The sequence below is a fragment of the Allobosea sp. BK604 genome (assembly GCF_004341515.1).
Taxonomy (GTDB): domain Bacteria; phylum Pseudomonadota; class Alphaproteobacteria; order Rhizobiales; family Beijerinckiaceae; genus Allobosea.
Genome location: NZ_SLZF01000011.1, coordinates 19,095 through 32,392 on the forward strand (window position 1 = coordinate 19,095; position 13,298 = coordinate 32,392).

Genomic DNA, 13,298 nt, shown 5'->3' on the forward strand with positions numbered 1-13,298 from the left:
ACGATTTCGTTTGTACGCTTATCATCTCGGCTCTATTCCAACCCTATGATCACGACCCTCCTCATCTTTCTCGGCGCCGGCATCGGCGGCGTGATGCGCCATGGCATCAATCTCGTTTCGCCGAAATGGCTCGGGATGGGCTTCCCGTACGGGACGATGGCGATCAACATCCTCGGCTCGGCCGTGATGGGGCTCGTTGCCGGCTGGTTCGCCTTCAAGGCGGGTGAGAGCGCCTCGCAATCGCTGCGGCTCTTCCTGACCACCGGCATCCTCGGCGGCTTCACCACCTTCTCGGCCTTCTCGCTCGATGCCGTCCTCCTGTGGGAACGCGGCGAGAGCGGGTTTGCGGCCTTCTATGTGATCGGGTCGGTCATTCTTTCGCTCGCCGGGCTCGTGGCCGGGTTCGCGATCGTGCGGGGGCTGTCATGAGGCAGGGTGGCAAGGGCGACGGGCCTTCGCGCGGCGGCAGGCCGCCTGCACCGGGTGGCACCAAGCCCGGTGGCGCCAAGTCCGGCGGCGCTAAGAAGCGGCCGAGCCATGATGCCCGCCGGCGGGCGCAGGCCTCCGCCAAAGCGAGGCCCGATCTGACTGAGGGCGCGGTCCGCGCTGCGGCGCCGCGCAAGCCGGCGCCCCGCAAGCCCGCCGCTTCGGCGGCGCCGACACGGGCCGAGGTGAAGGCCGAGACCGCGCAGGTTCTCGCCACCGGTGTGCAGCAGCTCGTGGTGACGCCGGATGAGAACGAGATGCGGATCGACCGCTTCCTCGAGGCGCGGTTCCCACAGCTCTCCTTCAGTCATATCCAGCGCATCGTCCGGAAAGGCGAATTGCGCGTCGATGGCAAACGCGCCGACAGCAAGGACCGGCTCAGCGAGGGCCAGACCGTGCGCATCCCGCCGCTGAAGCTGGAGCAGGCGGCGGAGCGGCCGCGCTCGGCCAAGGCCGATGCCGATACGCTCGGCTTCCTGCGGTCGATCACGCTCTATGAGGACGATGACGTCATGGTCCTCAACAAGCCGGCGGGCCTGGCCGTACAGGGCGGCTCCGGCACCACGAGACATATCGACGGCATGCTGGAGGCGCTGACCGGCAAAGATGGGCAGAAGCCGCGCCTGGTGCATCGGCTCGACAAGGACACCTCCGGCTGCCTCGTCATCGCCAAGTCGCGCTTTGCCGCGGCTACGCTGGCCAAGACGTTTCGCTCGCGCTCGGCGCGCAAGGTCTATTGGGCGCTGGTCGCCGGCGTGCCGCGCGTGCGCCAGGGCCGGATCTCGACCTATCTCGCCCGCGAGGAGGCCTATGACGGCGACCAGCGCATGGCGGTCGCCAAGCATGGCGAGGACGGCGCGATGCATGCCGTGACCTACTATGCCGTGGTCGAGACCGCGGCGCAGAAGCTCGCCTGGCTCTCGCTCAAGCCGGTGACGGGCCGCACCCATCAGCTGCGCGCGCATGCGGCCCATATCGGCCACCCGATCGTCGGCGATCCCAAATATTTCAACATTCAGAACTGGGAGCTGCCGGGAGGCATCCAGAACAAGCTGCACCTCCTGGCGCGACGCATCGTGCTGCCGCATCCACGCGGCAAGGGCACGATCGATGTCAGCGCGCCGCTGCCGCCACATATGCGCCAATCCTGGAACCTGCTCGGCTTCGAGGACGCGCATTACGATCCGATCGTCGACGCGCCGGACGAATAGAACGGAGCGATTTCACCTGACCTTGCGTAAGAGAACGCTTGCAGAACAAAATTGATTGTGTTCTAATTTTGTTCTCGATCCTCCTACGCAGGTGCTCCGATGATGCGTTTCGCTTCTGTTCTCGCTGGCCTGACTCTCATGCTGGCCGTTCCCGCTATTGCCCAGACTCCCGCTGCGCCGACGTCACCGGTCGCGGCCGCCACGAGCGACGAGCCCGTGCCGCGCGCCGAGCGCGCCAAGGCCAGGCAGGATTGCCTCGCCGAGAATGTCGCGCTCTCCGGCGACGACCTGCGCCAGGCGATGCGCGACTGCGTCCAGGGCAAGTTCCCCGGCGTGCAGCTCTATGCGCGCGACGGCCTGACCCGCGACGGCAAGCCGACCGCGGTCGCGGCTCGCGCCACCTGCAAGACTGAAGCCGACGAGCGCAATCTCTCCGGCGCCGCCCGGCGCGAGGCGCTCACTGCTTGCTTCAAGGCGAAGCGGCCGGATCTGGCGGCACGCGCCGAGTGCCGCAAGGACAGCCGTGCCAAGGGGCTCGATGGCGCGGATCTGCGCAAGGCCGTGGCCGATTGCGCCCGCGCGGTCCAGTCATGAGCGAAGCGCGCTGGATGTGATGGCCTGGCTGCGTTTTTCGAGCTAAAGCGCAGCCATGTCTCTCGTCATCTTCGATCTCGACGGCACGCTGATCGATTCAGCCGCCATCATCCTCGGCGCGCAGTACGAAACCTTCGAGCGCTGCGGCCGCGTTCATCCCGGCCGCGAGGCCGGACTTGGCATCGTCGGATTGACGCTCGATGTCGCCTTGGCACGGCTCGCCGGGCTCGATGAGCCCGACGACCATCTGACGGAAACCTACCGGCAGGTCTTCAACGCGATGCGTGTGCGCGCCGAGACCGATCCGGCGCTGGCCGAGCCGTTCTTCCCGGGCGTCGAGGATATGCTCGAGACCCTGGCGGCGCGGCCGGGCCTGCGGCTCGGCGTCGCCACCGGAAAGTCGCGGCGCGGTCTCGACTATATCGTCGAGCGCCATGGCTGGCAGAAGCTCTTCGTGACCTTGCAGAGCGCCGACGACGCGCCCTCCAAGCCGCATCCCGGCATGATCCTGCGGGCGATGTCGGAAACCGGCGCCCGGCCGGAGCAGACTGCGATGGTCGGCGACAGTTCCTTCGACATGGAGATGGCCGTTGCGGCCGGTGTCGCGCCGATCGCGGTATCTTGGGGCTTCCAGCCCGTCGCCACCCTGCAAGCGCTGGGGGCGAAGGCCGTGCTGAGCCATTGCTCGGAATTGCCCGGCGTGCTCGACCGGCTGCTGGCGCGAGAGCCGGTATAAGGCTCGTCATTGCGAGGAGCCTGGATCTTCGGTCGTATCCGGTCCGAAGATCTAGCTTCTTGTTTTCGCATCGGCTTTTCCAACAACCGCAATCCACTTTTCGGGCCGATGCGCTAGCGACGAAGCAATCCAGGGGACGTAGAGCGCTGCCGCCCCTGGATTGCTTCGCGCAGCTCGCAATGACGGCCGAGCGGGCTCGCCGTCGTGGCGTCAGGCCCTTGGCGAGTAACATCCCCGCAACCACGTCCGCTCAGCACCGTTTAACCTGAACACACGTTCAGATTTGGCCGTTAACCACCTACTGGCCAGCCATCCCCCATGGTGTTCCTGCAACAGGGACAACCCGGCACAAAACAACGCCGGACAGGGGTCGAACAATGATTGGCCATGAACTTCGTGAATTCGTCGATCGCGTGATGGACAGGCACGCGATCGACGACGAAGACGTCAAGATGCTTCAGCGCGAAATCTTCGCTGATTGCGTGATGAGCCGCGACGTCATCGATGTTCTGATCGCGCTCGACAGGGCGGTGCCGAACAGCACTGCGAGCTTTGCCGATTACCTCGTCGCGCTCACCGTCGATTTTGCCGTCTGGGAAAGCCGCCCGACCGGCCTGATCGATCGCGAGAAGGCGCATTGGCTGGTGACGACGCTGGCGGCCGGCGACGGCCCGACCGCGACCGCCCGGCGCATCGCCTTCGAGGTTGTGCGCGAGGCCGAGCGCTGCGACGAGCTGCTGCTCGCCTTCGCCATGCGCAAGGGCGCTCTCAGCGCGCAGAGCCTTGCCAGCGAGCGCATGCTGCTCGCCAGCTGAACCGGCATTTTGTTTGTGCATCGGGACCTTCCGAAGACCGGATTCCACTTTTCGGTCCGATGCTCTGGCGCGGGCAGGGGCGCACAGCCCGCTCGCGCGATCTGAACCTTCGCATCAGTGGACGAAGCCGCCAGCCTCCAATACATCCGACTGTCATAGTCCAAGGCAGCCGGGGGACGCCGCGCATGTTCACGAAGATCCTGATCGCGAACCGTGGCGAGATCGCCTGCCGCGTCATCAAGACGGCGCGCCGCATGGGCATTCAGACGGTCGCGGTCTATTCCGATGCCGATCGTGATGCGCTCCATGTCGAGATGGCCGACGAGGCCGTGCATATCGGCGCTGCCCCCGCCGCCGATTCCTATCTCCAGATCGAGAAAATCGTCGCCGCCTGCAAGCAGACGGGCGCGCAGGCCGTTCATCCCGGCTATGGCTTCCTGTCCGAGCGCGAGGCCTTCGCCCAGGCGCTGAAGGATAACGGCATCGTTTTCATCGGCCCCAATCCCGGCGCGATCGCCGCCATGGGCGACAAGATCGAATCGAAGAAGGCGGCGGCTGCAGCCAAGGTCTCGACGGTGCCGGGCTATCTCGGCGTCATCGAGAACCCGGAGCATGCGGTCACGATCGCCGACGAGATCGGCTACCCCGTGATGATCAAGGCCTCGGCCGGCGGCGGCGGCAAGGGCATGCGCATCGCCCATTCGGCCGGCGAGGTCGCGGAAGGCTTTGCTCGCGCCAAATCGGAAGCGGCCTCTTCATTCGGCGACGACCGCGTCTTCGTCGAGAAATTCATCGTCGACCCGCGCCATGTCGAGATCCAAGTGCTCGGCGACAAGCATGGCAACGTCATCTATCTCGGCGAGCGCGAATGCTCGATCCAGCGCCGCAACCAGAAAGTCGTCGAGGAGGCGCCGTCGCCTCTGCTCGACGAGGCGACGCGGCGCAAGATGGGCGAGCAGGCGGTCGCGCTCGCCAAGGCGGTGAACTACGATTCCGCCGGGACGGTCGAGTTCGTCGCCGGCCAGGACAAGTCCTTCTACTTCCTCGAGATGAACACGCGGCTCCAGGTCGAGCATCCCGTGACCGAGATGGTCACCGGTGTCGACCTCGTCGAGCAGATGATCCGCGTCGCCTATGGCGAGAAGCTCGCGATCGGGCAGGAGGACGTGAAGCTCAACGGCTGGGCGGTGGAGAGCCGGGTCTATGCCGAGGACCCGACCCGCAACTTCCTGCCGTCGACCGGGCGGCTCGTGACCTATCGCCCGCCGAGCGAGGGGCCCGATGGCGAGGCGGTCGTGCGCAACGACACCGGCGTGTTCGAGGGCGGCGAGATCTCTATCTATTACGACCCGATGATCGCCAAGCTGGTGACGCATGCGCCGACGCGCGAGGCGGCGGTCAAGGCGCAGGCGCGCGCGCTCGATGCCTTCGCGATCGACGGCATCCGCCACAACATTCCCTTCGTCTCGGCGCTGATGCAGCATCCGCGCTGGATCGCCGGCAATCTCTCGACCGGGTTCATCGCCGAGGAATTCCCGGAGGGCTTTGCCTTGCCTGAGCCCAAGGGCGAGATCGCGCTGCGCATGGCGGCGATCGCGATCGCCTGCGATCACAAGCTCAACCAGCGCAAGCGCCATGTCTCGGCGCAAATGGAGGGCTGGCGCACGGTCGAGTTCGAGCGCACCCGCGTCGTCACGCTTGGAAAGACGAGTTTCGAAGGGCAGGTGACGGAGCAGGGCGACATGCTCACGATCCGGATCGGCGAGCGCAGCATTGCGGTTTCGACCGGCTGGCGCCCAGGCGAACCGGTCTGGCAGGGCACGCTCGACGGGGTGAAAGTGGCGGCGCAGGTCCGCGCCATCCTCAATGGCGTCGCGCTCGGCCATGCCGGCGCCTATGCCGATGCGCGGGTCTTTACGCCGCGCGAGGCCGAGCTCGCGGCGCTGATGCCGGAAAAGGTCGCGGCCGATACCGGCAAGTTCCTGCTTTGCCCGATGCCCGGACTGGTCAAGGCGGTTTCGGTCAAGGTCGGCCAGGAGGTCAAGGCTGGCGAGGCGCTCTGCATGGTCGAGGCGATGAAGATGGAGAACGTCTTGCGCGCCGAGCGCGATGTCACCATCGCCAAGATCCTGGCGAAGGAAGGCGATTCGCTGGCGGTGGACGCGGTCATCATGGAGTTTGCCTGAGGCTGAGGCGCAGGCCGATCGTCCCGGACGAGCGGCTTGAGCGGCGCATTCGCTTCGCTTCGGCCGGCATGATCTCGCGAGGGCCGAAGCATTTGCTTTCTTCCGCCTCAGGCCGGACAATCTCGTTAGCCGGACTTTCGGCGCGGAGCCCGACATGCTGACGATCTGGGGGCGCATCAGCTCCATCAATGTGCAGAAGGCGGTGTGGGCGGCCGGGGAGGTCGGCCAGACCTTCGAGCGCATCGATGTCGGCGGCGCCTTCGGTGGCACGAGCGGCCCGGCCTATCGCGCCAAGAACCCGAACGGGCTCGTGCCCGTGCTGGAGGATGGCGAGATCTGCATCTGGGAATCCAACAGCATCGTGCGCTATCTGGCGGCACGCTACGGCGCCGGCTGGATCTGGGAGGAGGATCCGGCGCTGCGGGCCGAGTCGGACCGTTGGATGGACTGGATGATCGCCGAGCTGCAGCCGGCGCTCAATCCGGGGTTCCGCATGCTGCTGCGCACGCCGGCCGAGCAGCGCGACCCGGCCCTGATCGAGAATTCGATCGCTCGCACCGAAGCGCTGATGGCGATCCTCGATGCGCATCTCGCCCAGCGCAGCTACCTCGCCAATGAGCGCTTCGGCATGGCCGATATCGCGGTCGCACCCGGGGCGCATCGCTGGCTGCATATGCCGGTGGAGCGCCAGCCGCGGCCGCATGTCGAGCGCTGGTATGCGGCGGTCTCGGCGAGGCCCGCGGCGAAGCCGGCTCTGCCGGTGCCGATCTCGTGAGCCGGGCTCTGCCCACCTTGATCCGGCCGCGATGGCTGCCATGATGCGCGCCATGATGTCAAAACCGGCTTTCGCCCTGCTCTTACTTTGCGTCACGTCTGCGCCGGTGCTGGCGCAGACGCCTGCGCCCAGCCCGACGCTCGCGGCCGACCGTGCGCAGATGGCGAGTTGCTTGCGCCAGAGCGGCACGGCGACCAGCTCCTGTATCGGCCTGATCGCCGTCAGCTGCGTACGCTCTGCCGGCGGCGACCGGCGCGATGCCGAGACCACCTGTGCCCGGCGCGAGGAGGCTGTCTGGCGCGAGCGGCTGGAATTGGCGAGCCTTGCGGTGCTGCGCGCCGAGCAGACCGGCGCGCGCGGCCAGTTCGTGGCGTTGCAGCTGGCCTGGGAAAGCTATGTCGCGCAGAAATGCGCTTTCTTTGGCGGTACCCAGCCAGCGGCGCGGGTCGCCGGCATGCAGGCCGGCTGCGAATTGCGCGAGGTGGCGAACCGCTCGCTCGAGCTCGAGCGCTTCATCACCCAGCGCAGCAGCACCACCACCCAGCGCCGGCCGAACAACCCGCCAGAGATCATTCGCTGATCCGCTGCGTAACGTTAGCGGCGTATCAGTATTCATGAGCTAAGGCATGCGCGGTGCCGGAGGCCGCGATGTTCTTTCCCATTTCCAAGATCGTCTGGTTCGCGCTGTCGCCGGTGAACCTGCTGCTGCTTCTTGCTGCGCTCGCCGCCATCCTCGCCTTCACCCGCTTTGCCCGTTTCGGGCGCTGGCTCGGCCTCCTGGCGATGCTCGGCGTGCTCACGCTCGCCTTCAGCCCGTTGCCACGCATCCTGGTGCGGCCGCTGGAGAACCGCTTTCCGCAGCAGGACGCCGCCAAGGGGCCGGTGGCCGGGATCATCGTGCTCGGCGGCGCGATCGGCGTGGCGCGCGGCGACGTCACCATGAATTTTGCCGCAGCGCGGATGACCAAGGCGGTCGAGCTCGCGCGCCTGCATCCGGAGGCGAAGCTCGTCTTCACCGGCGGCGGCGCGAACCTGCTCACCGAAGTGGTCGAGACCGAGGCCGACGGCGCCCGCATGCTCTTCGAAGGGCTCGGCCTGCCGCCTGGGCGGCTGATCCTGGAGGATCAGTCGCGCAACACGCGCGAGAATGCCAGCTTCACGCGTCGGCTCGTCGACCCGAAGCCCGGCGAGCGCTGGCTGCTGGTGACCTCGGCCTGGCACATGCCGCGCTCCATCGGCGTGTTCCGGAAGGCCGGTTTCAACGTCGAGGCCTTTCCGGTCGATTATTTCTCGGCCAATGAGCCGGCCGATTTCTTCAGGCCTTATCGCGAGGCCTCGCGCGGATTCAACATTGCCGAGAACGGCTTGAAGGAATGGGTCGGCCTCCTGGCCTATTGGGCCGCCGGCTATACGGATTCGCTCTTCCCGGCGCCCTGATCGTCGCGCGGCAGGCTCAGCCGGTAGACGCCACGGAAATCGTCGGGATCGACCGGACGGCCCTTGCGAGTGATGACCAGCTTGCCTTCCTTCATCAGCCGGACCGCGATGCGCCGGATCGGCTGCATCAGCGGGCCCCAGCCGTCGGGATGATCGCCGCCGACAATGCGGGCGGCGTCCATCGCGCTGATCGTATGGCCCGGGCCGCGCGCGGCCAAAAGGTCGAAGATCGCGGCCTCCAGGGCGTCGTCCTGGGCGCTCATGCCTGATCGGCCTTGCCGAAGACGCGCGCGGAATCGGAGGCGAATTGCCGCCGCCACATCACGGTCAGCACCGCCGCCGTCGTGATCAGGAAGAGCCAGGGGCTGAGGAACCAGCCGAGATAGGCGACCGCGAAGAAGAAGGCGCGCTGGCCGTGGTTGAAATGCCGTCCGGCCGCGATGTTCATCGCGGTGGTCTCGCGCACGGCCTCCTTCGTCTCCGGCTGATCCTGGAACCGCATATCGGGGATCGCGCCGAGCAGGATGGCGCAATAGTTGAACAGCCGGTAGCTCCAGGCGAATTTGAAGAAGGCATAGGCGAAGATCACCGAAAGTCCGATCACCTTGAGTTCCCAGGCGGCGCGGCTGGTCTCGACCCCGATCGGCAGGTCGGCGAAGATCTGGGCGACGCGATCGGTCGCCTGCAGCAGGCTGAGCGCGCCGCCGATCGCGATCAGCGAGGTCGAGGCGAAGAAGGCGGTGCCGTTCTGCAGGCCGTTCATGATCTGCGTGTCGATGATGCGGACTTCGCGCTGCACCGATTCCGCGAGCCAGCGGGCGCGCCGGACATTCATGCGCGCGTTCAGGCTGCGCTCGGCATGCGGGCCGAGCTCGACAGCGACGTGATAGCCGACCCAGGCCGCGACGAAGAATATCAGCGCGATGATGTCGATGGTGGCGAATCCGGCCATCCTCTCCCCCTTTGATAGGGGAGAGTGCGGTGCGCCCGCCCGCTCCGCAAGCCGTGATTGACGGACGAGGCGCGAGCCGCCACGGTGCCGCCGCAAGAGCATTTCCGCGCTTCTCCGAATCGCGGAAACTCTCTAGCCCTTTGTTTTAACGCATTTTCTTCACGCGAACCGGTATCCACTTCGCTCGAAAATGCTCAAGAGGTAGGGGCCGATGCCGCAAACCATCACCAAGGGCTACAAGGCCCTGCTGGCCGAGGCCGAGGCCAAGATCAAGACCCTCTCCGTCGATGAGGCCAAGGCGCTGGCCGGCCGCGACGACACCGTCTTCGTCGACCTGCGCGATCCACGTGAGCTGGAGCGGGAAGGGCGCATGCCCGGCGCCTTTCATTGCCCGCGCGGCATGCTGGAATTCTGGATCGACCCGGAAAGCCCCTATGCCAAGCCGGTGTTCCAGGAAGACAAGCAATTCGTCTTCTTTTGCGCCGGCGGCTGGCGCTCGGCGCTGGCTGCCAAAGCCGCGCAGGAGATGGGCTTGAGCCCGGTCGCACATATCGAGGGCGGCTTCGGCGCCTGGTTTAAGGCGGGAGCGCCGGTCGAGGCGCCCGCGCCTCGCCCCGAAAAGAGCGTCGGCTGAGACCACTGCCTTGCTGTCCCATATCCTGATCGTCCTGGCGGTTGTCGCCTTCCTGTTCCGCAAGCCGCTGCTGCGCCTGCTGCAGAAACGGCTGCCCGATCGGCAGAAGCGCCATCAGGTGCTCGGCCTGATCATCACCGCTTTCGTGCTGGTGATCGCCGTGCGGTTGCTGGCCTTGTTCTGGTGAGGTGCCTGCAATGCGGCGCGGCCCGCAGCATGTGAACACTTGTACACACGGCGCGATTGGGCGATGAAGGCATAGGTTTCCGACAGAAGGGCTTGCATGCCGATTTCTCAAGCCGGCTTCGTGCGAACGACGATGATCGTTCTCGCGGCCGGCATCCTGGTCCTCGTCGGCATCGTCGGCGCCATCATCTGGCTCACCAATCAGAGCGCTTCGCAATTCGCCGAAGTCGTGCGGGCGCGCGATATCCGCAGCACCTCGGCCGACCTGCTCACGCTGATCCAGGATGCCGAAACCGGCCAGCGCGGCTTCCTGCTGACGCGCGATAACAGCTATCTCGACCCCTACAATCGCGCGCAGGGCGAACTGGAGCAGAGTCTGGCGCGCTTCCGCGAGGCAGCGAGTGGCGATGCCGCGATCGCGGCGCTCTTGCCCGGCCTGAACGAGACGCTGCGCCAGAAGCTGGGCGAGCTGAAGCAAACGATCGAGCTCGGCCAGAGCGGCAACTGGGCCGGGGCCCTGGCCGAGGTCGACACGGATCGCGGCAAGCGCCTGATGGACGAGGTCCGCGCGGCATTCAGGCAGGTGCTGCAGATATCCGAGACCAACCTGCGCAACAGCATCGCAGCGCAGGAGACGGCGTTCGCGCGGCTACGCTGGGTCGCGATCGTCGGAGCCCTGGCGCTGCTCGCGATGGCGGCGCTCGCGGTCTGGACGATCTGGCAATATACGCGCGAGCTCAGCGTGACGCGCAGCGAGCTGCAGCATCTCAATCTCGGCCTGGAGGAGCGGGTCAAGGAGCGCACTGAGGACCTGATGCGCGCCAACGAAGAGATCCAGCGCTTCGCCTATATCGTCACGCACGACCTGCGGGCGCCCCTGGTCAACATCATGGGGTTCACCAGCGAGCTCGAGGCGGCAATCAAGCCGATCCAGGCCCATGCCCAGGCTGACGAGGGTGCGGATGAGAGCCTGCAGGCCGAAGCGAAGCAGGCTGCGCTCGAGGACCTGCCGGAGGCGCTCGGCTTCATTCGTTCTTCGACCAAGAAGATGGACGGGCTGATCAACGCCATCCTGAAGATCTCGCGTGAGGGAAGGCGGACGCTGAAGCCCGAGCCGATCGACCTGAACCAGCTGCTCGAGACGGCGGCGGCCGCCGTGCACCACCAGGCCAGCCAGGATGGCGGCGGGATTTCGATCGAGGCGAAGGTGCCGATGATGGTCAGCGACCGGATGTCCCTCGAACAGGCGCTGGGCAACCTGATCGACAACGCGATCAAGTACAGGTCGACGGAGCGGCCGGTCGAGATCAGCATCCTGGCGCGCAAGGAGCCGCTGGGGCGTGTGGCGATCGAGGTGCGCGACAATGGGCGCGGCATTGCCGATACCGACCACGAGCGCATCTTCGAGCTGTTCAGGCGCTCGGGCGCGCAGGACCAAGCGGGCGAGGGGATCGGCCTGGCCCATGTGCGCACATTGATCCGCAATCTGGGCGGCGATATCTCCGTCCGCTCTGTCTTTGGACAAGGTAGCACTTTCAGAATCGTGCTACCGGCCGATTTGAGAACCGTGAAACGGAGTGTCGCCGCATGAGCCAAAACGGTAGGCCCGTCCTGATCATCATGATCGAGGACGACGAAGGCCATGCGCGGCTGATCGAGAAGAACATCCGCCGCGCCGGCGTCAACAACGAGATCGTCCCGTTCGCCAATGGTACGGCCGCGCTGAATTACCTGTTCGGAGCCGATGGTTCGGGCCAGGCCAGCGCAGGCCGGCACATGCTGGTGCTGCTCGACCTCAACCTGCCGGACATGGGCGGGGTCGATATCCTCGAGAAGCTGAAAGCCAATCAGCATACGCGGCGATCGCCAGTTATCGTGCTGACCACGACCGACGATAGCCGTGAGATCCAGCGCTGCTATGATCTCGGCGCCAATGTCTACATCACCAAGCCGGTCGATTATGACGGATTCGCCCATGCGATCCGGCAGCTCGGGCTGTTTTTCTCGGTGATGCAGGTGCCGGAAACGGCATAAGGATGCCCAATCGCCAGATCCACATTCTGTATATCGACGATGACGCCGCGCTCGGACGCCTCGTCGAGAAGACGCTGGCGCGGCGAGGCTATCAGGTCGAGAGCGCGACCGACGCGACTGTCGGCCTGGCGCGAGTGGACGAGCAGGCCTTCGACGTCGTCATCCTCGACCATGATCTGGGGACCACCTGGGGCCTCGACGTGCTGGCTTCACTTCGGGAGCGTCCGACGCCACCGCCCGTCGTCTATGTCACGGCCTCATCCGAGATCACCGTCGCAGTGCAGGCGCTCAAGGCCGGCGCGGTCGACTATGTCCTCAAGACCGTCGGCGACGATTTCGACGTGCTGCTGAATTCGGCGATCGAGCAGGCGCTCGATACGGCGCGGCTGCGCCGCGACAAGGAACGGGCCGAGCGCGAACTGCGCCAGGCCCATGACCGGGCTGTGACGCTGCTCGCCGAGGTCAACCACCGGGTCGCCAACAGCCTGGCCCTCGTCGGATCGCTGGTCCGGATGCAGGCGGCTGCGGTTTCCGATACGGCTGCCAAGCATGCCCTGGCAGAGACGCAGGGACGCATCGCCGCGATCGGCAGCCTGCATCGCCGCCTCTACACGTCGGACGATGTCCGCTCGGTCGATGTCGGTTCCTATCTCGAAGGCTTGGTCGGAGAGCTTTCCACGTCGATGACGGCGACCGGGCGCACACCGAGCATACGGACCGCGTTGAGCTCGATCGAGCTGCCGACCGACAAGGCCGTCTCGGTCGGAATGGTCGTTACCGAACTCGTCACCAATGCGGTGAAATACGCCTATCCCGCGGGAGACGGCGAGGTCCGCGTGCTGCTCAGCGAGGCGCCGGACGGGGGCATCGATATTGTCGTCGAGGATGACGGCATCGGCTGGCGTGGCGTCGGCGTTGCTCAAGGCACTGGGCTTGGCGGCAAGGTCATCGCCGCGACCGTTCGCAATCTCAGTGGCGATTTCAGCTACGAGAGCGCCGAGCGCGGGACGCGGGCGCGCCTGCGGATTCCCCTGCAGTAGAGTTCGGCGCGCGGTAGCGAAGCCCGCTGTGTCCTCGACGCCTCACATCGTCCCATTTGAAAACGGGCGGCTTGCGCATTGAATTTTGATGCGGCATCTTGTCCGCCTTGGCTCCAACTCAAGAAAGGGAGGGCAGCATGGTATTCATGATCATCGTCACCTCTCCCAGGCCTTCCGTCCGCCACTAGGTCGGAACAGCCCGTGGCCCGCCT

At 66.0% G+C, this 13,298-nt stretch carries 16 protein-coding genes; 14 read left to right on the top strand and 2 right to left on the bottom strand.

Translation table 11 applies throughout. The annotated features are described in order from the left end of the window. The first annotated feature begins 48 nt into the window (after nucleotides 1-48). From crcB to EV560_RS28430, 9 genes are all read left to right on the top strand, one after another. Nucleotides 49-429 carry a fluoride efflux transporter CrcB gene (gene crcB / locus EV560_RS28385; protein ID WP_131859460.1) on the top strand — a complete coding sequence of 127 codons (381 nt, stop codon included), beginning with the start codon at nucleotides 49-51 and terminating at the stop codon, nucleotides 427-429. Continuing rightward, nucleotides 426-1,697, top strand: a complete 1,272-nt coding sequence (locus EV560_RS28390; protein ID WP_131859216.1) for an RluA family pseudouridine synthase — start codon at nucleotides 426-428, stop codon at nucleotides 1,695-1,697. Before crcB ends, EV560_RS28390 begins: the two co-directional genes overlap by 4 nt. Before the next feature lie 99 nt (nucleotides 1,698-1,796). Further along, entirely contained in the window at nucleotides 1,797-2,291 is a 495-nt protein-coding gene (locus EV560_RS36555; RefSeq protein WP_248312241.1) for a hypothetical protein, read from the top strand. A gap of 55 nt (nucleotides 2,292-2,346) precedes the next feature. After that, nucleotides 2,347-3,027: an HAD-IA family hydrolase gene (locus EV560_RS28405; protein ID WP_131859218.1), complete on the top strand. Its 681-nt coding sequence runs from the start codon at nucleotides 2,347-2,349 to the stop codon at nucleotides 3,025-3,027. Between the two features lie 377 nt (nucleotides 3,028-3,404). Then, nucleotides 3,405-3,842: a hypothetical protein gene (locus EV560_RS28410; RefSeq protein ID WP_131859219.1), complete on the top strand. Its 438-nt coding sequence runs from the start codon at nucleotides 3,405-3,407 to the stop codon at nucleotides 3,840-3,842. Nucleotides 3,843-4,027: 185 nt separating this feature from the next. Beyond that, nucleotides 4,028-6,028: an acetyl-CoA carboxylase biotin carboxylase subunit gene (locus EV560_RS28415; protein ID WP_131859220.1), complete on the top strand. Its 2,001-nt coding sequence runs from the start codon at nucleotides 4,028-4,030 to the stop codon at nucleotides 6,026-6,028. A 154-nt stretch (nucleotides 6,029-6,182) separates the two neighbouring features. Beyond that, nucleotides 6,183-6,803 (top strand): glutathione S-transferase family protein, encoded by a 621-nt coding sequence (locus EV560_RS28420; RefSeq protein WP_131859221.1) that lies wholly within the window; start codon nucleotides 6,183-6,185, stop codon nucleotides 6,801-6,803. Nucleotides 6,804-6,855: 52 nt separating this feature from the next. Then, nucleotides 6,856-7,383 (top strand): lysozyme inhibitor LprI family protein, encoded by a 528-nt coding sequence (locus EV560_RS28425; RefSeq protein WP_165923694.1) that lies wholly within the window; start codon nucleotides 6,856-6,858, stop codon nucleotides 7,381-7,383. Between the two features lie 68 nt (nucleotides 7,384-7,451). Further along, the gene (locus EV560_RS28430) at nucleotides 7,452-8,240 is read left to right on the top strand and encodes a YdcF family protein (RefSeq protein ID WP_131859223.1); all 789 of its coding nucleotides are present in this window, start codon (nucleotides 7,452-7,454) and stop codon (nucleotides 8,238-8,240) included. Here the strand turns inward: EV560_RS28430 and EV560_RS28435 are convergent. Then, nucleotides 8,210-8,503, bottom strand: coding sequence for a DUF3253 domain-containing protein (locus EV560_RS28435; RefSeq protein ID WP_131859224.1), 294 nt, complete (start codon nucleotides 8,501-8,503; stop codon nucleotides 8,210-8,212). The two genes, EV560_RS28430 and EV560_RS28435, sit on opposite strands and share 31 nt — an antisense overlap. Then, on the bottom strand, nucleotides 8,500-9,192 hold the full coding sequence (locus EV560_RS28440) for a DUF599 domain-containing protein (protein WP_131859225.1): 693 nt from the start codon (nucleotides 9,190-9,192) through the stop codon (nucleotides 8,500-8,502). The genes EV560_RS28435 and EV560_RS28440 overlap by 4 nt, the downstream gene beginning before the upstream one ends. A 211-nt stretch (nucleotides 9,193-9,403) precedes the next feature. On the opposite strand from EV560_RS28440, the gene EV560_RS28445 reads away from it, so the two are divergent. From EV560_RS28445 to EV560_RS28460, 5 genes are all read left to right on the top strand, one after another. Beyond that, nucleotides 9,404-9,826, top strand: coding sequence for a rhodanese-like domain-containing protein (locus EV560_RS28445; protein WP_131859226.1), 423 nt, complete (start codon nucleotides 9,404-9,406; stop codon nucleotides 9,824-9,826). 10 nt (nucleotides 9,827-9,836) lie between these two features. Beyond that, nucleotides 9,837-10,013, top strand: a complete 177-nt coding sequence (locus tag EV560_RS35900) for a hypothetical protein (protein WP_165923695.1) — start codon at nucleotides 9,837-9,839, stop codon at nucleotides 10,011-10,013. Nucleotides 10,014-10,109: 96 nt separating this feature from the next. Beyond that, complete coding sequence (locus tag EV560_RS28450) at nucleotides 10,110-11,603, top strand: sensor histidine kinase (RefSeq protein ID WP_131859227.1); 1,494 nt, start codon at nucleotides 10,110-10,112, stop codon at nucleotides 11,601-11,603. Then, entirely contained in the window at nucleotides 11,600-12,046 is a 447-nt protein-coding gene (locus tag EV560_RS28455) for a response regulator (RefSeq protein ID WP_131859228.1), read from the top strand. The genes EV560_RS28450 and EV560_RS28455 overlap by 4 nt, the downstream gene beginning before the upstream one ends. 2 nt (nucleotides 12,047-12,048) lie before the next feature. Further along, nucleotides 12,049-13,086, top strand: a complete 1,038-nt coding sequence (locus EV560_RS28460) for a sensor histidine kinase (protein ID WP_131859229.1) — start codon at nucleotides 12,049-12,051, stop codon at nucleotides 13,084-13,086. Nucleotides 13,087-13,298: the final 212 nt, after the last annotated feature.

Coding starts and splice junctions, on each gene's coding strand:
- EV560_RS28390 (WP_131859216.1), top strand. CDS start 426: ATGAGGCAGGGTGGCAAGGGCGACGGGCCTTCGCGCGGCGGCAGGCCG.
- EV560_RS36555 (WP_248312241.1), top strand. CDS start 1,797: ATGATGCGTTTCGCTTCTGTTCTCGCTGGCCTGACTCTCATGCTGGCC.
- EV560_RS28405 (WP_131859218.1), top strand. CDS start 2,347: ATGTCTCTCGTCATCTTCGATCTCGACGGCACGCTGATCGATTCAGCC.
- EV560_RS28410 (WP_131859219.1), top strand. CDS start 3,405: ATGATTGGCCATGAACTTCGTGAATTCGTCGATCGCGTGATGGACAGG.
- EV560_RS28415 (WP_131859220.1), top strand. CDS start 4,028: ATGTTCACGAAGATCCTGATCGCGAACCGTGGCGAGATCGCCTGCCGC.
- EV560_RS28420 (WP_131859221.1), top strand. CDS start 6,183: ATGCTGACGATCTGGGGGCGCATCAGCTCCATCAATGTGCAGAAGGCG.
- EV560_RS28425 (WP_165923694.1), top strand. CDS start 6,856: ATGATGTCAAAACCGGCTTTCGCCCTGCTCTTACTTTGCGTCACGTCT.
- EV560_RS28430 (WP_131859223.1), top strand. CDS start 7,452: ATGTTCTTTCCCATTTCCAAGATCGTCTGGTTCGCGCTGTCGCCGGTG.
- EV560_RS28435 (WP_131859224.1), bottom strand. CDS start 8,503: ATGAGCGCCCAGGACGACGCCCTGGAGGCCGCGATCTTCGACCTTTTG.
- EV560_RS28440 (WP_131859225.1), bottom strand. CDS start 9,192: ATGGCCGGATTCGCCACCATCGACATCATCGCGCTGATATTCTTCGTC.
- EV560_RS28445 (WP_131859226.1), top strand. CDS start 9,404: ATGCCGCAAACCATCACCAAGGGCTACAAGGCCCTGCTGGCCGAGGCC.
- EV560_RS28450 (WP_131859227.1), top strand. CDS start 10,110: ATGCCGATTTCTCAAGCCGGCTTCGTGCGAACGACGATGATCGTTCTC.
- EV560_RS28455 (WP_131859228.1), top strand. CDS start 11,600: ATGAGCCAAAACGGTAGGCCCGTCCTGATCATCATGATCGAGGACGAC.
- EV560_RS28460 (WP_131859229.1), top strand. CDS start 12,049: ATGCCCAATCGCCAGATCCACATTCTGTATATCGACGATGACGCCGCG.